Origin of the sequence: Enterobacter cancerogenus, from assembly GCF_019047785.1 — a bacterium.
In the GTDB taxonomy this organism is placed as follows: Bacteria; Pseudomonadota; Gammaproteobacteria; order Enterobacterales; family Enterobacteriaceae; genus Enterobacter; species Enterobacter cancerogenus.
Genome location: NZ_CP077290.1, coordinates 3,288,786 through 3,312,387, shown reverse-complemented (window position 1 = coordinate 3,312,387; position 23,602 = coordinate 3,288,786). Strand labels below are relative to the sequence as shown.

Genomic DNA, 23,602 nt, shown 5'->3' with positions numbered 1-23,602 from the left:
TTGAATTGCTGCCGTCTGGTTGAAAAAAGGGGCCATCAGGCCCCCTTTTCTGAAACTCGCAAGACTTAGCGACGCAGACCCAGACGCTCGATCAGCGAGGTGTAGCGTGCAACATCTTTACGCTTCAGGTAGTCGAGCAGTTTACGACGCTGAGAAACCATGCGCAGCAGACCACGACGGCTGTGGTGATCTTTTTTGTGCTCTGCAAAGTGACCCTGCAGGTGGTTAATCTGTGCAGTCAGCAGTGCAACCTGAACTTCGGTAGAACCGCTGTCGTTAGTACCACGACCAAACTCAGAAACGATTTTAGCTTTAGCTTCAACGCTTAGAGACATTTTCAAACTCCAACATATAAAGAATTTAAGGATGCCGATCTCTAATTCAGCAATCCCAGTGTACGACCCGCAGATTGTTAAACAATTTGCAGACCGTTAAGCGGCGATATTCTACTCGTCTCCCCTGCTTATCGCAAGGTGAGCCGTTATCGCCGTTAGCCTTCGACCGGGTATTCAACCACCAGACGGCGCGGCGCAACGCGCCCTTCGCCATCCATTTCACCCATGCCGATAAACTTCCCTTCCTCACCTTCGGTCACGCGAACCAGGCCTTCAGCCGGCGCGTCCGTTGTACGAACCGGGTTTCCGTTCTTAAAGTACACGGAAGACGTTAAAGGAAGGTTAACGACAGGGAAATCGGCCGCCGGGCTGTCCATCGGCATCAGCAGCGGATCGAGCAGCTCGGCAGGGGAAATCTCCTGCGCGTGCGCCTGCTCAACCAGCGCATGAAGATGCTCAAGGGTCACCATGCGTTCAACCGGATATTTACTGACGGCCAGACGACGCAGGTAAATCACGTGCGCACCGCAGCCCAGCTTTTCACCGAGATCGTCAATGATGGTCCGAATATAGGTCCCTTTCGAACAGTGGACTTCCAGCTCCAGCTCATCGCCCTCGTGGCGGATAAACAGCAGCTCATACACCGTGATCGGGCGTGCCTCGCGCGGCACCTCAATGCCCTGACGCGCGTATTCGTAGAGCTTCTTGCCCTGATATTTCAGCGCCGAATACATCGACGGCACCTGCATGGTATCGCCGCGGAAGCTCTCCAGCGCGGCATCCAGCTGTTCGGCGCTAAAGGTTACGGGGCGCTCTTCCACTACCTGACCATCGGCATCGGAGGTATCCGTGCGCTGGCCGAGCTTGGCGATAACGCGATAACGCTTATCGGAATCCAGCAGATACTGAGAAAACTTTGTCGCCTCCCCCAGGCAAACCGGCAGCATACCGGTTGCCAGCGGATCCAGCGCGCCAGTGTGGCCCGCACGGTTGGCGTTAAAAAGACGCTTCACTTTTTGCAGCACGTCGTTGCTGGATGCGCCCTGGGGTTTATCCAGCAGCAGCACGCCATGCACGTCGCGACCACGACGACGAGGACGACTCATCAGTCCTCCTTGCTGTCGTCCGCTGGGTTAACACGACGTTCATCGTCATGTTTCACCACGCTGGTCACCAGGTTGGACATACGCATACCTTCGACCAGCGAGTTGTCGTAGAAGAAGGTTAGCTCAGGCACGATACGCAGGCGCATCGCTTTGCCGAGCAGAGAGCGGATGAAACCAGAGGCTTCCTGCAGGGCTTTAATGCCGTTTTTCACTGCCGCTTCGTCCTGATCGTTCAGGAAGGTCACGAACACTTTGGCATAGGCCAGGTCACGTGACATTTCAACGCCGGACACGGTGGTCATCATGCCCACGCGTGGGTCTTTAATTTCGCGTTGCAGAATGAGCGCGATCTCTTTCTGCATTTCCTGCGCTACGCGCTGAGGGCGACCAAATTCTTTCGCCATAATAAATTCTCCAGACAAAAAAGGGGCTAAAAGCCCCTTTTGAAATTATTGCCGGGTGGCGCTTCGCTTACCCGGCCTACGCGAATTAATCATCAAAGGATTTTGGATTGCCGCCAACACCGTGGCGGCCCAAAAACCGACGACGATTACGCGATGGTACGTTGGATTTCGATGATCTCGAACACTTCGATCATATCGCCAACGCGAACGTCGTTGTAGTTCTTCACGCCGATACCACATTCCATGCCGTTACGCACTTCGTTAACGTCATCTTTGAAGCGGCGCAGGGATTCCAGCTCGCCTTCATAGATAACCACGTTGTCGCGCAGTACACGGATTGGGTTGTGACGTTTGATGTTACCTTCGGTAACCATACAGCCCGCGATCGCACCGAATTTCGGTGATTTGAACACGTCACGCACTTCAGCCAGACCGATGATCTGCTGTTTCAGCTCAGGAGACAGCATGCCGCTCATTGCCGCTTTCACTTCGTCGATCAGGTTATAGATGACGGAGTAGTAACGCAGATCCAGGCTTTCCGCATCGATAACTTTACGCGCAGAGGCGTCAGCACGAACGTTGAAGCCAACCAGGATAGCGTTGGACGCTGCAGCCAGGGTCGCGTCGGTTTCGGTGATACCACCTACGCCAGAACCGATGATCTTCACTTTCACTTCGTCGGTAGACAGTTTCAGCAAGGAGTCGGAGATCGCTTCCACAGAACCCTGAACGTCGGCTTTCAGTACGATGTTCACTTCGTGAACTTCGCCTTCGGTCATGTTCGCGAACATGTTCTCAAGTTTAGATTTCTGCTGACGAGCCAGTTTCACTTCACGGAATTTACCCTGACGGTACAGAGCCACTTCACGCGCTTTCTTCTCGTCACGTACAACGGTCACTTCGTCACCCGCGGCCGGAACACCGGACAGACCCAGGATTTCCACTGGAATGGATGGACCCGCTTCCAGCACTTCCTGACCCAGTTCGTTACGCATCGCACGAACGCGACCGTATTCGAAACCACACAGTACGATGTCACCCTTGTTCAGAGTACCTTCGCGAACCAGAACGGTCGCTACCGGACCACGACCTTTATCCAGGAAGGATTCGATAACCGCACCGCTCGCCATACCTTTACGAACCGCTTTCAGCTCCAGTACTTCAGCCTGCAGCAGGATGGCGTTCAGCAGGTCGTCGATACCGGTACCGGCTTTTGCAGAAACAGGGATGAACTGCGCTTCGCCGCCCCACTCTTCCGGCATAACGCCGTACTGGGAGAGTTCGTTCTTAACGCGATCCATATCGGCTTCTGGCTTATCGATTTTGTTGACCGCAACAACCAGAGGCACCTGCGCCGCTTTCGCGTGCTGGATAGCTTCAATGGTCTGTGGCATCACGCCATCGTCTGCTGCGACAACCAGTACAACGATATCCGTTGCCTGAGCACCACGAGCACGCATTGAGGTAAACGCTGCGTGGCCCGGGGTATCCAGGAAGGTGATCATGCCGTTTTCGGTTTCTACGTGGTAAGCACCGATGTGCTGGGTAATACCACCCGCTTCGCCGGAGGCAACCTTAGTAGAACGAATGTAGTCAAGCAGAGAGGTTTTACCGTGGTCAACGTGACCCATGATGGTCACAACCGGCGCGCGCGGTTCAGCCGCTGCACCCGTGTCACGGTCGCTCATGACTGCTTCTTCCAGCTCGTTTTCACGACGCAGGATAACTTTGTGGCCCATCTCTTCGGCAACCAGCTGTGCGGTTTCCTGGTCGATGACCTGGTTGATGGTCGCCATTGCGCCCAGTTTCATCATCGCTTTGATGACCTGAGAGCCTTTAACCGCCATCTTGTTCGCCAGATCGCCAACGGTGATGGTTTCGCCGATCACAACGTCACGGTTAACGGCCTGCGCTGGCTTCTGGAAGCCCTGCTGCAGAGCGGAACCTTTACGCTTACCGCCTTTACCGCCGCGAACCGCTGCACGTGCTTCTTCACGGTCAGCTTTAGATTCAGCGTGCTTGTTGCCTTTTTTCGCTGGACGCGCGGCTTTGGTGCTGCGAGTACGGCCACGACCACCTTCGACTTCACGGTCGTTGTCATCTTCAGCCTGGCGTGCGTGCTGGGAAGTGGTAACGTGATAATCGCTGTTGTCTTCAGACGGCTCAGCGGTATTCACACCGTTTTTCTCGTTTTCTTCTGCCATACGGCGTGCTTCTTCTGCCACACGACGCGCTTCTTCTTCCAGCTTGCGGCGTGCTTCTTCTTCCGCTTTACGCTTCAGTTCGGCAGCTTCATTTTCACGGCGGGCTTTTTCAGCCTGGGCGGTTTTTGTCATATCGTCGGTCTGTTGATTGCTCACTTTGTCTTTTTCCGCAGCTTCACGCTTCACTTTATCACTTGCGTCGCGTTTCGCTTTTTCTGCGGCCTCACGTTCAGCTTTTAATTCTGCTTCGCGTTTGGCAGTTGCTTCTGCCTCACGCTGAGCTTGTTCTTCCGCTTCACGCTGTGCCTGCTCTTCCGCAGCAAGGCGTTCGGCCTCTTGCGGATCACGTTTTACAAAGGTGCGCGTCTTGCGGACTTCGATTTGTACCGATTTGCTTTTGCCACCGGTACCAGGGATATTCAACGTGCTACGCGTTTTGCGCTGCAGCGTTAACTTGTCAGGCGTAGAACCGTGTTCACGGTTCAGGTGCGCTAACAAGGTTTGTTTTTCTTGCGCGGTCACCGAGTCATCAGCGGACTTCGGGATCCCTGCATCAGCAAATTGCTGTACCAGGCGGTCCACGGAGGTCTGAATCTCGGCAGCCAGCGATTTTACAGTTACATCAGTCATGCTGTTCCTTCCTGCTACAGTTTATTACGCTTCGTCGCCGAACCAGCAAATATTACGTGCGGCCATGATGAGTTCGCCGGCTTTCTCGTCGGTTAAACCTTCGATATCGGCCAGGTCATCAACGCCTTGCTCAGCGAGATCTTCCAGCGTACAAACACCACGGGCAGCCAGCTTGAACGCAATCGCACGATCAAGACCTTCCAGATTCAGCAGGTCATCAGCCGGCTTGTTATCGCCAAGGCTTTCTTCCTGAGCCAGCGCCAGGGTGGTCAGTGCGTTTTTAGCGCGTTCACGCAGGGCTTCAACGGTCGCTTCATCCAGACCGTCAATTTCCAGCAGCTCTTTCATTGGCACATAGGCCAGTTCTTCCAGCGTAGAGAAACCTTCTTCAACCAGAACGGTGGCGAAATCTTCGTCAATGTCCAGGTATTTGGTGAAGGTATCGATCGCCGCGTGGGCTTCAGCCTGATGCTTGGCCTGCAGGTCATCAACGGTCATCACGTTGAGTTCCCAGCCGCTCAGCTGTGACGCCAGACGTACGTTCTGACCGTTACGGCCAATCGCCTGCGCCAGGTTACCCGCTTCTACCGCGATATCCATGGTGTGCTTGTCTTCGTCAACCACGATAGACGCCACATCAGCCGGCGCCATTGCGTTGATCACGAACTGCGCCGGGTTATCGTCCCACAGAACGATATCGATACGCTCGCCGCCCAGTTCGGTAGAAACCGCCTGAACGCGCGCGCCGCGCATACCCACACACGCACCAACCGGATCGATACGCTTATCGTTGGTTTTCACCGCGATTTTCGCACGTGAACCAGGATCGCGAGCCGCTGCTTTGATTTCGATAACTTCTTCGCCGATTTCCGGCACTTCAATACGGAACAGTTCTACCAGCATTTCTGGTTTAGAACGGGTCACGAACAGCTGTGCGCCACGCGCTTCAGGGCGAACGGCATACAGCACACCGCGGATACGGTCGCCTGGGCGGAAGTTTTCACGCGGCAGCATGTCTTCACGCAGGATAACGGCTTCAGCGTTACCCGGCATCCCTTCGGATTTGATCTCCAGAGAGATGTTGTCGCGGTTCACTTTCTTCACCACACCCGTGATGATTTCGCCTTCCTGATCGCGGAACTGATCGACAACCAGCGCGCGCTCGGCTTCGCGTACTTTCTGTACGATAACCTGCTTCGCGGTCTGCGTGGTGATACGGTCGAAGGTAACAGATTCAATCTGATCTTCAACGTAATCGCCCACGTTCAGGCTTTCGTCTTCGTAACGCGCCGCTTCCAGGGTGATCTCTTTAGTCGGCTGGGTAACTTCTTCAACAATCACCCAACGACGGAATGTATCGAAGTCACCGCTTTTACGATCGATTTCTACGCGAACATCGATCTCTTGTTCGTATTTTTTCTTGGTTGCTGTAGCCAGTGCACTTTCCAGCGCTTCGAAAATCTTCTCACGCGGCAGTGATTTCTCGTTGGAGACGGCTTCAACAACAGCCAAAATTTCTTTGTTCATCGCGGGCTTTTCACCTCAATCCAGACTGTTAAAAGTGGGGAACCAGGTTCGCCTTCTGGATATTACTCAGCGCGAACACTTCATCTTTGCCTTCGACTGTAACCGTGATCATTTCACCATCAACAGCTTTGATAATTCCCTGCCATTTACGGCGGTTCTGTACGGCCATACGCAGAACGAGAGCCACTTCTTCACCGGTAAAGCGCACATAGTGCTCGGCCGTGAACATCGGACGATCGAGGCCGGGTGAGGAAACTTCCAGGTTGTACGCAACGGTAATTGGGTCTTCAACATCAAGAACCGCACTCACCTGGTGGCTAACATCAGCACAATCATCAACATTGATGCCATCTTCACTATCAATATAGATGCGCAGCGTCGATGTGCGGCCGCGAACGAATTCGATGCCGACCAGTTCGTAGCCCAGTGCTTCGACCGGTGCAGTAATCATCTCTGTTAATTTTTGCTCTAATGTGGACAAGCCCACCCCCAAGACATAAAAAAAGGGCGTAAAGCCCAGTTATTCTGTAGTCAGATAACAAAAAACCCCGAAAAATCGGGGCTTTAGATAACTGAACCCTATAGCCACAACTGTGGCCTGGAGCACTCTCCGAAAGAATTTTTTCAAATCCAGCTACGAAGGCTCTGAGTCTTCACAGTATATTTGAAAAAGAACTTTATGGGAAAGTGGTTGCGGGGGCCGGATTTGAACCGACGACCTTCGGGTTATGAGCCCGACGAGCTACCAGGCTGCTCCACCCCGCGCCTGAAACGTGGCAAATTCTACGCGTTTTGAGGAGAATTTGCAAATAATGCTGGGATTTGGTACCGAAGACGGGACGTAAAATCGGCGTTCAGTATATTGATAGTGACCCCCACCTGTCAACCCAACATAACGTAGCGTAAAGAGAGGGAAATTTTTACAAAAAATGCACACGTCTCTTCCGGTCATCGTCAAAAGATGATTAAATGAATACTCACTTATTTTGCATAAACATGCATCGAGAGCGAAAGCGATCTCTTCTCAGTCAATCAAGCAGGGTTTTATTTTATGACGACGATTCTCAAGCATCTCCCGGTAGGACAACGTATTGGCATCGCTTTTTCGGGCGGCCTGGATACCAGTGCTGCGCTGCTGTGGATGCGACAAAAGGGAGCGGTTCCGTATGCATATACTGCGAACCTGGGTCAGCCGGACGAGGAAGATTATGATGCTATCCCACGTCGTGCCATGGAGTACGGTGCAGAGAACGCCCGTCTGATTGACTGCCGTAAGCAACTGGTGGCGGAAGGCATTGCTGCCATTCAGTGTGGCGCGTTCCACAATACCACTGGCGGCCTGACCTATTTTAACACCACCCCGCTGGGCCGTGCCGTCACCGGCACCATGCTGGTTGCCGCCATGAAAGAAGATGGTGTGAACATCTGGGGTGACGGCAGTACCTATAAAGGCAACGATATCGAACGTTTCTATCGTTATGGCCTGCTAACCAACGCCGAGCTGCAGATCTACAAGCCGTGGCTGGATACTGATTTTATCGATGAACTGGGCGGCCGTCATGAAATGTCAGAATTCATGATCGCCTGCGGCTTTGACTACAAAATGTCGGTCGAAAAAGCCTACTCCACCGACTCCAACATGCTGGGTGCCACGCACGAAGCAAAAGATCTGGAGTTCCTGAACTCCAGCGTGAAAATCGTCAACCCAATCATGGGTGTGAAGTTCTGGGACGAAAACGTCAAAATCCAGGCTGAAGAAGTGACAGTACGTTTCGAGCGCGGCCATCCGGTTGCCCTGAACGGCAAAACCTTCTCTGACGATGTCGAGCTGATGCTGGAAGCGAACCGTATCGGCGGACGTCACGGTCTGGGCATGAGCGATCAGATTGAGAACCGTATTATCGAAGCGAAAAGCCGTGGCATCTATGAGGCTCCGGGGATGGCGCTGCTGCACATTGCCTATGAGCGTCTGCTGACCGGCATTCATAACGAAGATACCATCGAGCAGTATCACTCTCATGGCCGTCAGCTGGGTAAACTGCTGTATCAGGGCCGCTGGTTCGATCCACAGGCGCTGATGCTGCGTGATGCCCTGCAGCGTTGGGTGGCGAGTGCCATCACCGGGGAAGTGACGCTGGAACTGCGTCGCGGTAACGACTACTCGATCCTCAACACCGTCTCTGACAACCTGACCTATAAAGCAGAGCGCCTGACCATGGAGAAAGGTGATTCAGTATTTTCTCCGGACGATCGTATTGGTCAGCTGACCATGCGTAACCTGGACATCACCGATACGCGCGAGAAGCTGTTCAACTACGTTGAGAACGGTTTGCTCTCAGCCAGTTCTGGCAACGGCCTGCCGCAGGTTGAAAACCTGGAACACAGCGATAAGAAGTAACGCTGACAAGAGATGCAAAAGGCGCCCGTTGGGCGCCTTTTTTATTTGGGTTTTCGTAGACCCGGTAAGCGCAGCACCACCGGGCAATATAGCGGGTGGCGCCAGGCTTATCCGCCCTACGAAAGATCGAAGACACACGATCTTCAGACGAAAAAAAAGACGTCTTTCGACGTCTTTCTTCTGGAATATTGGTACCGAGGATGGGACTCGAACCCACAAGCCCGTTAGGGCACTACCACCTCAAGGTAGCGTGTCTACCAATTCCACCACCTCGGTACTGAGTACTTAGTGTGGGATGTCGCTGGTCGGCTTAGCCGGTTCAGCTGGCTGAGTCTGCTCAGTTTTAGACGGAGCACTCAGATTTTCCCACTCGCTTCCTTTACTGGTCTTGTTGCTGTTGATATTGCCCAGCACCAGACTGATGATGAAGAACAGCGTAGCCAGAATCGCAGTTGTACGGGTCATGAAGTTCGCAGAACCACTTGAACCAAACAGCGTACCGGAAGCGCCTGCTCCGAAGGAGGCTCCCATATCAGCGCCTTTGCCTTGCTGCAGCATGATCAGCGCTACAAGAGCGATGGCTACAATAAGGAAAATAACTAAAAGAGCTTCGTACATAATCAACCTGTTCCTTGCGGATTTGCCGCATACCAATGCTTCGACCAATTAGCAGGATTTCGTGTTTCCCACTGAAGCGGGTGTGAATACTAACCAAAGCGAATGACCTTCGCAAGGGCAATTTTGGCACATTTTATCAAGTGAGGAAAAAACCATCAAAATGAATTTAAAGTGACCATAAAACTCAGAAATCCAATCGAAAAATGTTATTTAGTTGCCTTCGAAAGGGCTTGATCCATTTTTTGCAGCTTGTATTTGCCAAATTTACTCACGATACGCCAGTTACCTTCATCCGTTTCGACGATTTCCTGTGGAGAATACATCGTCATTTTACGCCCAGTCCGCACGCCGATTTGTAATGATTCGCCTTCGCCAGCGATTACCGCAATTTTCGGCGTCATATCGACAGGTTCTGGAGCTGGTAACGATTCGGATACGACCTGTAATGCCGGATGCGCATCTTTTTCCCCGGCAGGCTCAAAAAGGAGTGTCATGGGATCGAGCAGCTTGTCATCATGAATAATTTCAAGATGCAGATGAGGCCCGTCTGTGCGGCCAGTATTCCCGGACAGCGCAATCACATCGTCCTTTTGTACATACTGATTTTTGACCAGCAGCAGTTTATTCAGATGCAGATAACGACTACTCCAGCCGTCAGGATGGCGAATCGTCATATACAGACCCGTAACCGGCCCATAACCAGTTTCTGTCACCATGCCGTCTGCAATAGACATGACCTCACTGTTTAGCGCCGCGCGAAGATCTACCCCCTCATGACGCATGAAAGTATGGATGATGGGGTGATAACGCATACCAAACGGAGAGGTCACCACGGGCTCGGCGCGCAACGGGAAGACGAAATGCTGCCCCCTCGCTTTTTGGCTGAGCAACGGTCTCCAGACGGGTGCCGGGGCACTCGTGGTCGGAATTGTCGCGTTCATTACCGAGAATACGCTGCTCGTTGCCTCTCCACCATCGACGGGCAGGTTCTCCTCATCGGAAGCGTCATCAGATATCACTTCCGCCGACAGGTCTTCCTGAGCCTCCACCAGCAGAGACGCCGGTTCAAAAGGCGCGCTGATGAGTGTCGTCGCAACGCCTGCTGAATCATATTCTTGCGTCGGTGGTAGATGAGTTGCCAGCCAGGTCCTGATATCGGATACGCTCAGGTAACTCTCTTCTTTAAGATCATTCCAGCACAGTTCTGGCTCTGATGACTTAAACGGCTGAAAGTCTGGGTCATATTCCTTTGATAGCAGAATTTGCGACAGGTGATGAGACACCGGATAATAGCACTCAGCACCGTGCGTAGAAGCAGGATGCATCGTTAACAGCAGACCGGATAAAAGCATATAAGACATTAATTTAGCACCTCCATGTGCATAATGATGATAGCGGTAATGGCAATTGCAGGGCCGAACGGGATATATCCCCCCGCATCATCTGCTTTTTGGGAACGGAAACGGATACCCCAGCGCACAAAAAAGAACAATGCCCCCAGCGAAGCCGAACCCAGCATTAATTGCCCGATGTGCTCGCTGCCAATCCACGCCGCACAGGCCGCAAAGAGTTTTACGTCGCCATTACCAAATCCTTCCCGCCGGGTGACCCACGTAAATCCTTTTGCCATCACCCAACTGAATACCCAAATAAAAGCGGCACCTGTCACGCTATCGCGTGGTGAAACGGGAATGATATTTCTGACAGAGGCGATCAGACCTGCCCAGAGAAGCATATAGACGAGGCTATCTGGCAGAAGAAAGGTCTTGATATCGATCATCGCCAGGGTATAGAGCAGGCTAAAAAATAACGCCACGAACGCAATCTGGATGAGGCTATGCTGTGGGTAGTAGCAAAAGACCAGTAAAAAGTATCCAATGCCGATCAACCCTTCACTTATAGGGTACTGGAAAGGGATCGCGCTTTTGCAGCAGCGACATTTACCACGCAGCAGTACCCAGCTCAACACAGGGATGTTATCCCAGGGTTTAATCAACGTTTGACACAATGGGCAGTGCGACGGCGGCCACCAGAGATTGACATTGGGTAAGGTTTTCAGCGTTTCATCGTCCGCCGACTCCCGAAAGAGCATGACGGGCAGACGATAAATCACAACGTTAAGAAAACTGCCAATCAGTAGCCCTAACCCTAAGGCAAGCCAGGGGAACCAGGGGGCGAAAAACGCTTCCAGGCGCATTAAACATATCCTTTAACTAAAATGCATCTTCACGACGAAATAGCGAGACGTCAGTTGAAGTAAGTATTTTCCGCAACATCCATCATTCAAATCAATAATGCCAAATAGCTACTTTTCTCTGTAAAACCATTTGACATTTTTATATCTTAACCCCCTGCCGTTTTGGAGAGCGTATCCATTAATGCAAATAACGCTATGAAGACCCACACAACGCAGCCCCCCAGGACGACCGTGGCCAGGTTTTTCAATAAACCCGCCAGTTTTTTAATATATTCCTGAATATGATCGCGTGAACGATCTGAGACCGAACGCAATACCTCATTGAACGAGGGAAGTTCCGCATACAGGCTAATGTTCAGTAACTCTTCTTTGCCGAGTAAGCCCGTCGAGAGTGCCTTACTATAGTGAACCCCCTGAGCCATTTTGTCATTCATGACATCAATATGCCAACGCAACCAGCGGTTTGCATTTAGACGTACAATATGTAAAGAGTCAGTCAGCGGAATGCTGTTACTGAGCATCAGCGCCAGGTTATTCAAAAATACGGAAGACGCAAGCTGCCTGTAGGTTGAAAACGGTAGAACTTTATCAAAGATTTTATTACGAACATTGCCACTCAGGTTTGCCATAGCAAATTTGGATAAGAAAACAAAAGTAATAAAACCAACCAGGATCTTAATCCACAACCCTTGATATAACGCTGTACCAAAATTATATAAATTCTGGGTAACGCCCGGCCATTTTTCCACCGGAACTACCGAGGCGAAGGCAGGGAATACTTTTTGTGAATAACCCGCAATAACAATCAGCGACAAAGTGATCATGATCAGAGGGAAGATCATTGCGCCGACGATTTTTTTACGCAGTTCATCATTGTATTTAATCACGGCGACCAGTGTTAGAAAACCCTCCGCGAGGCTTCCGCTTTTTTCTGCCGCGGTAATCACACTCAGTTCAGAGTTAGGGACTACGTCAGAAAATACTGCTGACACCGACACCTCCTGCTTCATCTGCAGGATAACCGCGCCCAGTTTATCACTGAACCCTTTACCAAGGAGCGTGCGTCCTTCGGTTTGCAACTTTTGCAGCGAATCGAAAAGCGGTAAGCCTGCGCTAATCATATCGGCACAAAACTGATAGAGGTACAGACGCTGTTTTTTACCGAATTTTTTCAACGATCATCTCCAGATCTTCATCCTTCATTGCGCCAAATTCCATGGCAAACCATGCAGCATCAATACGTCCCTTGAGGACATGCGCCATGACCTTTTCACGAATTTCAAACCCTTCAGCTAACCCCTGCGCCGCAGCACGTTTTTTACGCCAAAGCGTGTATACGTTCAGCCATTCCTGCTTAGAAATTGCGGCTAACTCTTCGTAGGTCGGCAGGAAGTATTCCATCGCCAGCTGGCGTCCTTTGATCCCGCTCTGACGACACTGTTCGCACCCACCCTCCCCTGCGGTATAGAGGGTAAACTCTCGCCCGGAAATGGTTTTGGTGCCCATGACGGTTTTGCAGTTTTCGCACAGCACGGGAACCAACTTTTGGCACTGCAAGCCGGCAATAAAGCCCGGAGTGGACATTTTGTCGCTACCGATCCCTAACGCAGACATACGCTGCAGCAATGAGACGATGTTACCGGCATGAACCGTAGTGAAGCAGTAGTGACCACTTTCGACCGCACCCGCCAGGGCATTAGCAGAAATGTTGTCACGGATCTCCCCCACCATCAGCACATCCGGATCGCGGCGCAGAGCGGATTTAATTGCGGCGTGGAACCCACCACCCGAGACATCCACCACGGAACTCTGCTTCGCCCCGTAAATCTGATATTCCACCGGATCTTCTACAGTCAGGAAGCAACCGCGGTCTTCATAGCGGTTGATCTGCAACCACTCCATCAAATTTTTAAGCGTGGTGGATTTCCCTGAACCTGTCGTACCGGCGATAACGTATGCACCATAGGGATTACTGAGGATCTTTTTCAGATCCGCCACTTCTTCATCCGATATACCGATCTTATCCAGTGAGCCAATATTCCCCTTCTGGAGACCTGATGGAATAATACGCAATACCGCATGGTAACAATCCGCCGTTTCACCAAAGATCGGGAAGTGCGCGTAACGGAAGCGGTAAGGCTTACCGGACAGGTTATAAAGAATGTTAGCGTTTTGCGGAATTGCACGGTTCCAGGTCGTATCGCGAGTCGTCGCTTCTACGTTATAGAGGACGAACACCAGCTCATCGCAAAGCTGAGATTTGAGCTGCATAAAGGGCATCAACACCCCATTCACGCGGGCTTCAAAGAGCGCCAGCACATCATTGCGCGTTATATGTAAGTCGCTCGCGCCCATACTCACGACGCGCTGGAGGATAGCCGCCAGTCGCTTCTGAGTGTCGGTAATATCAATATTTTTACTCGCGTCATTAAGCTGTTTTAATGAAACATGCTCAATAATCCGGTAATAATCTTCCTCGGCGACAAGCGCCAGGCCTTCGACCTGACGCTTGTGCTGAGAAATCAGCCTTGATACCTGGATCTGATATTCAAACAGGTTTTCAATGCCGAGCGTATTCACCACCAGGTAATCGCGCTCTTCAGCTGTTGCCGTAAAGCCAATTCCCTCAAATTCCTGGTAAGTCCATTTCCCAGCGAGTAATTCGTCGGCTGAAATACGCGTAAAGTCCATTTTCACTGCACAGCATCCTCTGCCATAACGACTGACTTCCTGTCTTTCGACAGCTTGTATTTGATATTGCCCACGGTGAACGTTTCACCCGGGCGAACATAGCTAAGCGTATTTCCGCTCATTACGGCAACGCGATTCGCACCACCGATATCCGCTTCCAGAACAACGCGCGGCGTTTCAGACCTTGCAGATGCTGATATTTGCCCCTTAGACGCTGAGGCAGAAGTCGCTGGCGTGGTTTTGATTTTATCTTCGCCACGGAGCTTGACAATTTCACTACGCAATTTTTCAAGTTCTACCAGATTTGCAAGCTTGCGTCGCATTTGTTCAAAGGCATAATCTTCTTCGGCCATTGACGCCAGTCGATCCTGGATACTCGCCGTGTTATCCGCCTTGTCTTGTTCGGCGTCTCCCGATGGCACCAACGGATCCTTGTCTTCCAAAGAGGACGTGAATGTTTCCTGTTTGGCAGCTACAGAGCCAGAGGCATTCGCTTGCGCTTTTGGCGTGGCGGCTACGGCGCTCTGCGTGTTTTGGCCTTTTTCACTTTTCCCTGAGACAACGTCATCAACAACCTTCTGCATTTTTTTTGACAGTACCGGGGGTTGTTCGGTTGCGGGAGCCGCTTCAGCAGCACCAACAATGAACGTTAGCGCACCGACCATTACCATTGACTTTACTTTTTGCATACCAGTCCTCCTGAAACTATCAGTCCCTTGTCTTTCGTCTCAACTTTATTAACGATAAACGCATCGCGATACGCCTGCTTATAAAGTAATAATTGCATGTTCGTCATATCATCAATTGATAACGAACTTTCGTCTTTCTTAATTTCCAGCTCCCATTTCCCCACCTGCAAGCCGTATGCTTTTACTTTTCCTGAAAGCGTTGACTCAAGGTCATTCACGGAGGAAGTTGGCATTTTTTTTATCACGACCTGATCAAGGTTTTTCTTACCTCCCCCTTCTTTTTTCACCATCGAATTGAAGGTCATGATATAAGAAACTACATCGCTACAAGGATAAAGTTTCAGCGGCTTTTTGCTGTCATACTCTTTCAGATACTTATTATTATTAAGTCTCGACTCAATCTTATCGTACTGAAAATCCATTTTATCCTTACCGCCAGATTTCTTATTCCCCGTTGCTAAAGCGGTGGGGTTGTATGTCTTATCCCAGAATGACTTTTGAGGAAGTATCCAAAGCGCCCCCTTTTTTAGGGCATATGAGAACTTACAGCTTTTGGGATCGCATACAAATGAATATTTTTCCAAAGGAATGATCGACAGTTTCTCATTACTTTTCTTAACTTCATCGAGCAGTAATACGGTTTCATCAATACCGCCACCCGTCAGAGAACTGGTATAGAATTTCTTAACGGCTTCAATATCATCCCTTAACTTCTGAGCTGCCTGCTGTTGCCTTGCAATAGCTTCTTCTTTCGCTTTTTCATCGGGAAGCATCACGAAATAATACCAACCACCCGCGCAACCGCCGAGAATCAATATCGCAATCAAAAGAAAACCCAGCACCAGCTTCGCTTTTGAAACTGAGCCATTTTTATCTTTCCAGAAATACATTCCTTCCAGCATACGTTATCCCGTCACAAAAATATGAAGCAACAATGCCAAAACCGTCAAAAACGCAATCCCACTCGAAAAAATAGAGCCGATAATGATGCGGCGCCGGCGCTTCAGGCGTGCCTGCCTGGCACAACAGCGCTCAACAACGGCATTAATCTGGATCTCTTCCAGAGGGGTGACTTCCAAATGATTGTATGCATCCTGGTGTTTCATCAGCTCGTCAAAAAGCTCTTTACTCACGAAACAGTCCGTACCGCTGACAATACGCCCTTCATTAATTATCAAAAAATATGTCGTTAGATCGTTCTCGTGAGAGAAGTAGATGCCATCGCCATAAAGCTCTTTAATATAAAGTGCAAAAGGTTCGTAAAGGGTGGATATCTTAGTACTGTAACCAATTGCCATCTGCCCCGCGCCATCTTTATATACCAGTCTGCGATAGGCTTTCATCATCCCGCGGAATGACGCCTGCTCGGCCGGTTGCAGATTTTCCAGGCTTTCGGGCTCCCAGTAGAGCCCGGTTAATATGTTATTTTTAAATAAAATATCGTTCATAACTAAGCCATTCACTCATCGCGTGAAGTGATTGGCTGACGATAATAATCAACCCCGACCACCATTAGGACTGTCGCTACGCCGCTGGAGTCATTGTCGCTGGCACCTAACACTTCATACTGCAAGCCGTTTTTACTGGTCTTCACTTCAAATTTTCCTACTACCAGCAAGTCACCCGGCTTAATGATGGAAGAGTTGAACGACTCTGTAGTACTCACGTTTGGCAGCTGCACTTCATCATACTCATCCAGAGAGTTCAGGAAGCGTTTAGTAAACCCACTCACCACCTCAATACGCCCATCGGACAACACGCGTGGGGTAATGATAAAGCTGGTGCCAGTCACTATTTCATCGGTGTTTACTTCTACGTTCACCTCACCCGTATCATCCGTTGTACGCGTTCTGCTGGAAACGTAGTACTGAGACTGGGTCATGTTGACCGGGATCGCCATATTATTGCGGGTAATAAATGAACCACTTTGCAGCGACTCGCTCCCCGTTAATTTGTACAGTGCATCCAGACCGGTGCTGATATCAACATGGCTGTTCTTCCACCCTGCCGTGATCCCACCGGCCAGGTTATTCAGGACGCTCCCGCTGATATTGACGGTGTTATGCAAATCAGAGAAATTGAAGTTCAACCCACCCGCCAGCGTTTTTTCTTTCTCTTTATCAAGGATATAAATACGATACGTCACGATAAACTGACGGCTGTTATCGGATTTATATTTATCCAGCGCTTTACTCAGTGACTCATGTTCGGACGGACGTGAATTGACCATCAAAATAGATGAATCTTTGAACAAGGTATAGTTGCCTGACGTAACGTAGTTTTTTGCCATCGTCTCTACGTCATCCCAGAAAGAGGACTCGAATTTAGTTTCGGATTTCCCGGTCAGGCCACCGCCTGACGTCGCCTCGTTTCCAGAGAGATCAAGCGTGGTTTCAGTTTTGTTATTTTCGCCATAAAAATCGAGACGCATGACATAGGTGTCAAAAACGTTAATTTTGAGAACGTTGTTGGTATCCAGCGTAGGACTAACATCATAGAGCGAGCCGATGTACTTCATAAAGTCTTCGAAGTTACCGTCAAACTGTACCGAACGCGGGACATCCCAGGAGTCATCATCCGCACTGGCTTTTTTGTCACCGGTTGCAGAGGCGTTGATGCGATAACTCGTGCCGGTCTGTGCTGCCACAATTTCCATCAGTGCTGATAACGTTGTTGGCTCATATGAAGTAATCTTCACATGCTTACCCATTATCTTTTGCTGCTCAACGCTATACTGCACTTTTTTGCCTAAATAGGCCGAGTCGTATTTTACGTAAGGCTTCGTCTTCGCTTCATCTAGTGTGGTCGAATCTGAAGTTTGTTCATTTAGTTTTTTAGGCACGTCATAATTTTTCTCAAAATCACTCATGCATCCTTGCGCAAGGAAAGCTAACAGCAATACACCTGTTTTCAGTTTCATGGGTTCCATCCACTTACATTTCATCGACAACAATCACGTGGTTTTTTTCGTACTTTTTAACGACCAAACCATAATTCTCGGAGAAAAAGAGATCTCCCAATGATTGCAGAATATCATCATCCGTTTTCCCACTGAGGGTTATGGTGTTGTAAATCAAATAATCCTTTTTACTGTTCCAGAACAGCTTATAGTGATTGCTTTCAGCCCACTGCTTGATAGCCTGACTTAACAACTCGTTTTCCTGCAATACCAGCGAAGCGACTGAAGATGAATAAACCGGTGAAACGACACTTTCCGATGTAAAGGGATTGCGCGGCGTTTTTTCCACTACAGGCGTTGCTGCATTAGTAGAGGGTTCCACCGCAGGTGATGTATTCATCGATGCATGGGCATAGCTCATGCTACACAACAATATGCCTGCCATTGTCCATTTATTACATTTAATAATATTCATATTATTTATATTCCATTATCATAATATATACTTATTGGTATTGCTGAGTATCTAGTATATCTGCAGGCGTACCATCCTGAGGAATGGTGCTACACCACGTATGAAAAACGTAAGAAGCGGTACCCGGGTTCAGTACGTCATAGGTGGTTGCTGTTTTTTCATCATACATTCTCATAATGCCAGAGATAACCCATACATATTTTAAATTGCTATATAAATGGTGCGACCCCCCAGTCACAAAAAAATTGTCACTTGAGCGACGACCCTGCTCTGCAATTTCAACCTGCACCGCAAGTCCCGTAAGCGAGCCCACCTCGTCATTTTCGTCGTGTTCACTCAGGCCCTGCCTGGTTTTATCTGACGCATAAAAACCATTGGGAATAACACCATTTTTTATTGCCGTTGCCCGATACGCTGCAACGGATGAAATAGAGGCAGTCATTCTCGGGTATAATTTCCTGGCGTATTTATAGGTTTTTACCTTTCCGTTTTCATCGCGCAGTGGATTACCCCTTGCATCACGAAGCACAATATCTTGCTCTACCTGAGGACAGGTTTGTACCGCATAACGATACCCCCCGCCATTGGAATCGTAATAACCTTGTGACGTGTGTATATTATCCAGAACATGGGCTGGGTTATGTGCATTGTCATCATATTCAGTAATATTAATGTCATCATCATCATCATTATCAAAATTCTGGCCATCTCCAGCGCGATGGTTGAGGTTAATACCCTGCTGATTATTTGTTATATGACCTTTTTCACTGTACGCCGTGACGGCAGGCGTCACTAATTCATAAGCGTCAAAAGCAGCGTCTGGATAGTCAGGAGTATCTAATTCGAAACCACCATCCGCACTTTCCTCGGCATTGTAGAAGCCGCCTTCCGAATCACTGCCTGAAAGTTCAACCGTATAACGGTCGCCGTTCTTATCTTTACGATGCAAAGGTAACGGATTACCGTCCGAGTCAAATTTTAAACTGCCCCCTGAACGTTGAAAAATATTCACCCGAGAAGCGGTATTTTCCATGACAACGTTCGCCTTTAAGGTCCCCGTCATGACTTTTTCACCACGCGGATTGTCCGGGTCGGTCATATTGAGCGCCAGCACCGTGTCTTCGCCACGCTCACCGGTGCCCGGATTATCATCGTAACAAAGCTTCACGCCGCTATCGCCGCGGGTCCAGCATACCTTACCGCCCATATTGCTGCTGTTGCTGGAGTTATCATTGGTGTCAATGGTAAAGCGCACGCCGAATTCGTCTTTTTTGTACTGATCCAGCGCATCAAGGTTGCTGCCTAAGCTGCTCAACTCGACAGGGGTTGTATTGTCCTTCTTCTTCAGTACCAGCTGCCAGTCAGATGAACTGTTCTTGCGGTGTACGACAATCGAATGCGATACCGCGAAACCCGCCTTTGCAAAGGCCTCGTTAAAATGCGGTGTTAAATCAGCAAAGTGATAGTCGCTGTTTGTCTCTTCTTTTTTGAAGCGGACGATCACATCGATGCGGTTGATATCATATTTACGATCGGAGTCTTCATCGTTATTACCGGTCGCAAAACCCACGCGGTCTATGACAGCCGTGGAGTTAGTTGCCACATTGCGCATAAAGCATGGCAAATACTCTTTTTCGAATTCGAATTCTGATTTTAAAGAGGTTTTACAGGCGCTGCTTATAAACAGATAGCGCTGCTGCTGGTTTTTACTACTGCTATTACCCCACAAATAATAGTTGTCTTCAGTATCTGTATCGGTTTCATTTATCTCATTGGTGATTCGATGGTGATAATCGTCATAAAAAGGTTCCACATCACTGTAAAGCGGATTATCTCTTTCGTTTTTCGTTCCAACGAGGGCGATAGTGTCGTCATCAATGAAGTTGAGAACTCCTTTCATCTCTTCAGCAATGGCGTCCGTAACATTTTGCTGGGCTATGTTTTCAGCTTTATTCCGCGCATAGTGCGTGTACATCACCATAACGCCACCGGCGATAGTCATCACAATAATGATTTCCAGCAAGCTGAAGCCTGAATCCTTTCTGCTACGCATTAACTGATACCCTTTCCATCGCACCATTAACAAAGCACCCGCCCCGAAGGGCGGGTGCTAAATACGTTACTTAATTATTTGCTGCCGAAGATCACGCCGTTAACTGCACCAGCGCCATCACAGACACCTGTAGCAGTGATGTCTGCTGCTGCGATCTCACCAGAAGTCAGAGTTTTCAGGATCGCTCCAGACTTAGCTACGCTCAGGTTACGACCAGTTACACTTGCAACAGTTTTACCGGCACTGGCACCATCTTTCAGTGCTTCTACGTAATCCCACTGGTTGCCCATTTCGGAGATCAGGTTACGACATTCTTCGGTTTCCAGGCCGTTTACCACCAGCACAAAGGCTTTGTTCTGGGAAGTCGTATCGTCAATTTTTGCATTGGTGAGCTGGAACGCATCGTTAGAAACGCCGTTGAAGGATTCGTCTGGAGAGATTTTACCCAGTTTAACCAGCGTTACGATTGGCGTATCCAGAGTAGATTTAGCAATGGTAGACTTGGTCAGACCAACGATACCGCCTTTATCTTCAGGATAGCTGCCTTCATCTTTAAATGCTTCAGTCATGGATGTACGGATGCTGTTCGCATTGTTCTGAATGTCTGACAGATCCTGTGCGGTAAATGCACGCTGTGCCAGAATAACCACGCCTGCGGCGATAACGCCGATAATGCCCAGTACGATAATGATTTCAAGCAGGGTTACACCGCGCTGCTTTCTCATTTCTTGTAATTTCGCTGCCTTGCGATTCATATTCCCTTTCATTTTCCAAACCAGACTATTCATTCTATTTCCCTTAAAATATTTAACTTCCCAAGACCCTTCCTGAGAACGGAGCGAATTATAAGAACAATAATTAAAATTTTATATGCAGATAGGAAACATTAGGAATAAATTTAGATTTATGGATAAACTCTATAAAAAATAAACAAACCAATTAAATCAAGCTATATTAATTTAAAAGATAATTAAGAATTAATTAAAAAAGGAAAGATCAACAGGAAACAAGAAAATCAGAAATATATTGTAATAGTATCATACCACTTTCACAAAAGCAGTTACATTATTACATGATCATGTCATTATTTGTGTCTTGTCGATCGCATTTTAAAAAAATATTTAAACCACTGATATATATATATAAAAAAGGGCGATTTGAATCGCCCCCTTAACAAAAAAACGATATTACTGGTTTATGCAGATTTCACCGCATCCGCAATGCGATGTGCTAATTCCGTCACATGCGCTTCGTCTTCACCTTCCACCATAACGCGGATTAACGGTTCGGTACCGGACTTACGCAACAGTACGCGACCACGATTACCGAGCGCTTCTTCAACCTCCGCCATCACCGCTTTCACCTGTTCATTTTCGAGCGGATCGCCTTTACCGGCGGTAAAACGCACATTGACGAGGATCTGCGGGAACAACTTCATGCCGCTGCACAGATCGTGCAGGCTCATATGGTTGCGCGCCATCGCCGCAACCACCTGCAGCCCCGCCACGATGCCGTCACCGGTGGTGGTTTTGTCGAGCAGGATCACGTGACCTGAGTTTTCTGCGCCAATGCGCCAGCCTTTCTCCTGCAGTTTCTCCAGCACGTAGCGGTCCCCCACTTTCGCGCGAACAAACGGGATACCCAGCTGTTTCAGCGCCAGCTCAAGACCCATGTTGCTCATTAGCGTGCCGACCGCGCCGCCGCGCAGTTGGCCCTGACGCAACCCTTCGCGGGCAATGATGTAGAGGATCTGATCGCCATCGACCTTGTTGCCTTCGTGGTCGACCATGATCACGCGATCGCCGTCACCATCGAGCGCAATTCCGAGGTCAGCTTTTTCAGCCAGCACGCGCGCCTGCAGCGCACGCACGTCCGTCGCGCCAACTTCTTCGTTAATATTCAGGCCATCCGGCTCGCAGCCGATGGTGATGACTTTTGCACCCAGCTCGCGGAAAACGTTTGGCGCAATGTGGTAGGTCGCACCGTTGGCGCAGTCCACCACGATTTTAAGGTGGGCAAGGCTCAGTTCATTCGGGAAGGTGCCTTTGCAAAACTCAATATAGCGGCCAGCGGCATCGACGATGCGGTTCGCTTTACCCAGCTCTGCGGAGTCCACGCAGGTGATCTCTTTTTCCATTTCGGCTTCAATGGCTTCTTCAACTTCATCCGGCAGCTTAGTGCCATCGATGGAGAAGAACTTGATGCCGTTGTCATAGAATGGGTTGTGCGAAGCTGAAATGACAATCCCCGCTTCCGCGCGGAAGGTGCGAGTCAGATAGGCTACGGCCGGCGTCGGCATTGGGCCTGTAAAGGAGGCGGAAAGCCCCGCAGCCGACAGACCTGCTTCAAGCGCAGATTCCAGCATATAGCCTGAAATACGGGTATCTTTACCGATGATAATCTTACGCGAGCCGTGACGCGCCAGCACCTTACCTGCCGCCCAACCCAGCTTCAGAACAAAATCAGGAGTGATTGGAGCATCGCCAACGCGCCCACGGATACCATCGGTACCAAAATATTTACGATTACTCATAGCGTTTGTTTTCCTTGGCAGCCAGGGTGGCTTCTACCACGCGCATGGCTTCTACTGTTTCTTTTACGTCATGGACGCGAATAATGTGTGCTCCCTGCATCGCTGCAATTACCGCACAAGCGAGGCTGCCGCTGAGACGCTCACTCGGTCCGATATTCAGCAATTGTCCGATCATCGACTTTCTCGACATACCAACCAGCAGCGGAAGGCCGAAATGATGGAATTCGGACAAGCGTGCAAGCAGTGCATAGTTGTGTGAAAGATTTTTACCGAAACCGAACCCCGGGTCGAGCAGCAATTTCTCTTTTGGGATGCCGGCACGTTCACAGCGTGCGATATGGTCAATAAAGAAGCGATTTACATCGGCAAAGACATCGTCGTACTTAGGCGCTTCCTGCATCGTTTTCGGCTGCCCCTGCATATGCATCAGGCACACCGGTAAACCGGTTTCTGCCGCCGCCTCCAGCGCGCCCGGCTCGGTCAGCGAGCGAATGTCATTGATGATGTGAGCACCCACTCTCGCCACTTCGCGAATCACTTCAGGCTTTGATGTATCGACAGAAATCCATACCTCAAAACGTTGCGCAATCGCCTCAACCACCGGCACCACGCGCGCCAACTCTTCGTCTACTGAAACATCCGCCGCCCCCGGACGCGTGGACTCCCCGCCAACATCAATGATGGTGGCACCCGCATTGATCATCAAATTCGCGTGCTTAACCGCCTCAATAAGCGTGTTGTGCGTACCGCCGTCGGAGAAGGAGTCAGGGGTAACATTCAGGATACCCATCACATGAGGATGTGAGAGTTCAAGATGCGAATCCTGGGCGAAAAGTTTCATGG

21 protein-coding genes and 2 tRNA genes are annotated in these 23,602 nt (G+C 49.7%); 1 reads left to right on the top strand and 22 read right to left on the bottom strand.

Annotation, left to right across the window (positions count from 1 at the left end):
* Positions 1-65 precede the first annotated feature (65 nt).
* The 7 genes from rpsO to I6L58_RS15650 form a co-directional block, all read right to left on the bottom strand.
* A complete protein-coding gene (gene rpsO, locus I6L58_RS15680; RefSeq protein WP_002434239.1) occupies positions 66-335 on the bottom strand; it encodes a 30S ribosomal protein S15 in 270 nt (89 codons plus the stop codon).
* Positions 336-490: 155 nt separating this feature from the next.
* On the bottom strand, positions 491-1,441 hold the full coding sequence (truB, locus tag I6L58_RS15675; RefSeq protein WP_058609406.1) for a tRNA pseudouridine(55) synthase TruB: 951 nt from the start codon (positions 1,439-1,441) through the stop codon (positions 491-493).
* The gene (rbfA, locus tag I6L58_RS15670) at positions 1,441-1,845 is read right to left on the bottom strand and encodes a 30S ribosome-binding factor RbfA (protein WP_003024988.1); all 405 of its coding nucleotides are present in this window, start codon (positions 1,843-1,845) and stop codon (positions 1,441-1,443) included. Before rbfA ends, truB begins: the two co-directional genes overlap by 1 nt.
* 146 nt (positions 1,846-1,991) lie before the next feature.
* Positions 1,992-4,679: a translation initiation factor IF-2 gene (gene infB, locus I6L58_RS15665; RefSeq protein WP_006178758.1), complete on the bottom strand. Its 2,688-nt coding sequence runs from the start codon at positions 4,677-4,679 to the stop codon at positions 1,992-1,994.
* Between the two features lie 24 nt (positions 4,680-4,703).
* A complete protein-coding gene (gene nusA / locus I6L58_RS15660; protein WP_006178759.1) occupies positions 4,704-6,206 on the bottom strand; it encodes a transcription termination factor NusA in 1,503 nt (500 codons plus the stop codon).
* A 28-nt stretch (positions 6,207-6,234) separates the two neighbouring features.
* Positions 6,235-6,687, bottom strand: coding sequence for a ribosome maturation factor RimP (gene rimP / locus I6L58_RS15655; protein ID WP_014833432.1), 453 nt, complete (start codon positions 6,685-6,687; stop codon positions 6,235-6,237).
* A 207-nt stretch (positions 6,688-6,894) separates the two neighbouring features.
* Positions 6,895-6,971: transfer RNA gene (locus tag I6L58_RS15650), tRNA-Met, on the bottom strand.
* Between the two features lie 286 nt (positions 6,972-7,257).
* Between I6L58_RS15650 and argG the strand changes: the two genes are divergently transcribed.
* Positions 7,258-8,604: an argininosuccinate synthase gene (gene argG, locus I6L58_RS15645; RefSeq protein ID WP_006178761.1), complete on the top strand. Its 1,347-nt coding sequence runs from the start codon at positions 7,258-7,260 to the stop codon at positions 8,602-8,604.
* Between the two features lie 189 nt (positions 8,605-8,793).
* On the opposite strand, the gene I6L58_RS15640 is transcribed toward argG, so the two are convergent.
* The 15 genes from I6L58_RS15640 to folP all read right to left on the bottom strand — a co-directional run bounded on the left by I6L58_RS15640 (position 8,794) and on the right by folP (position 23,600).
* A tRNA-Leu gene (locus tag I6L58_RS15640) sits at positions 8,794-8,880 on the bottom strand.
* 9 nt (positions 8,881-8,889) lie between these two features.
* On the bottom strand, positions 8,890-9,222 hold the full coding sequence (gene secG, locus I6L58_RS15635) for a preprotein translocase subunit SecG (RefSeq protein ID WP_006178762.1): 333 nt from the start codon (positions 9,220-9,222) through the stop codon (positions 8,890-8,892).
* Positions 9,223-9,428: 206 nt separating this feature from the next.
* On the bottom strand, positions 9,429-10,583 hold the full coding sequence (locus I6L58_RS15630; RefSeq protein ID WP_088208466.1) for a M23 family metallopeptidase: 1,155 nt from the start codon (positions 10,581-10,583) through the stop codon (positions 9,429-9,431).
* On the bottom strand, positions 10,583-11,419 hold the full coding sequence (locus tag I6L58_RS15625) for a prepilin peptidase (RefSeq protein ID WP_088208465.1): 837 nt from the start codon (positions 11,417-11,419) through the stop codon (positions 10,583-10,585). The genes I6L58_RS15630 and I6L58_RS15625 overlap by 1 nt, the downstream gene beginning before the upstream one ends.
* A gap of 146 nt (positions 11,420-11,565) precedes the next feature.
* A complete protein-coding gene (locus I6L58_RS15620; protein ID WP_088208464.1) occupies positions 11,566-12,594 on the bottom strand; it encodes a type II secretion system F family protein in 1,029 nt (342 codons plus the stop codon).
* Positions 12,578-14,110 (bottom strand): ATPase, T2SS/T4P/T4SS family, encoded by a 1,533-nt coding sequence (locus I6L58_RS15615; RefSeq protein WP_254082164.1) that lies wholly within the window; start codon positions 14,108-14,110, stop codon positions 12,578-12,580. Before I6L58_RS15615 ends, I6L58_RS15620 begins: the two co-directional genes overlap by 17 nt.
* 2 nt (positions 14,111-14,112) lie before the next feature.
* Complete coding sequence (locus I6L58_RS15610) at positions 14,113-14,799, bottom strand: hypothetical protein (protein WP_088208462.1); 687 nt, start codon at positions 14,797-14,799, stop codon at positions 14,113-14,115.
* Positions 14,787-15,701 (bottom strand): hypothetical protein, encoded by a 915-nt coding sequence (locus I6L58_RS15605; RefSeq protein ID WP_088208461.1) that lies wholly within the window; start codon positions 15,699-15,701, stop codon positions 14,787-14,789. Before I6L58_RS15605 ends, I6L58_RS15610 begins: the two co-directional genes overlap by 13 nt.
* Before the next feature lie 3 nt (positions 15,702-15,704).
* On the bottom strand, positions 15,705-16,247 hold the full coding sequence (locus I6L58_RS15600; RefSeq protein WP_088208460.1) for a pilus assembly protein: 543 nt from the start codon (positions 16,245-16,247) through the stop codon (positions 15,705-15,707).
* Positions 16,248-16,258: 11 nt separating this feature from the next.
* Positions 16,259-17,719, bottom strand: a complete 1,461-nt coding sequence (locus tag I6L58_RS15595; protein ID WP_088208459.1) for a type II and III secretion system protein — start codon at positions 17,717-17,719, stop codon at positions 16,259-16,261.
* Positions 17,720-17,732: 13 nt separating this feature from the next.
* Positions 17,733-18,173, bottom strand: coding sequence for a TcpQ domain-containing protein (locus tag I6L58_RS15590; RefSeq protein WP_254082121.1), 441 nt, complete (start codon positions 18,171-18,173; stop codon positions 17,733-17,735).
* 31 nt (positions 18,174-18,204) lie between these two features.
* Positions 18,205-20,226, bottom strand: a complete 2,022-nt coding sequence (locus I6L58_RS15585; RefSeq protein WP_176399427.1) for a type II secretion system protein — start codon at positions 20,224-20,226, stop codon at positions 18,205-18,207.
* Between the two features lie 74 nt (positions 20,227-20,300).
* Complete coding sequence (locus tag I6L58_RS15580) at positions 20,301-21,014, bottom strand: type IV pilus major pilin (protein ID WP_088208457.1); 714 nt, start codon at positions 21,012-21,014, stop codon at positions 20,301-20,303.
* A 407-nt stretch (positions 21,015-21,421) separates the two neighbouring features.
* The gene (glmM, locus tag I6L58_RS15575; protein ID WP_088208456.1) at positions 21,422-22,759 is read right to left on the bottom strand and encodes a phosphoglucosamine mutase; all 1,338 of its coding nucleotides are present in this window, start codon (positions 22,757-22,759) and stop codon (positions 21,422-21,424) included.
* Complete coding sequence (gene folP / locus I6L58_RS15570) at positions 22,752-23,600, bottom strand: dihydropteroate synthase (protein ID WP_006178764.1); 849 nt, start codon at positions 23,598-23,600, stop codon at positions 22,752-22,754. Before folP ends, glmM begins: the two co-directional genes overlap by 8 nt.
* Positions 23,601-23,602 lie beyond the last annotated feature (2 nt).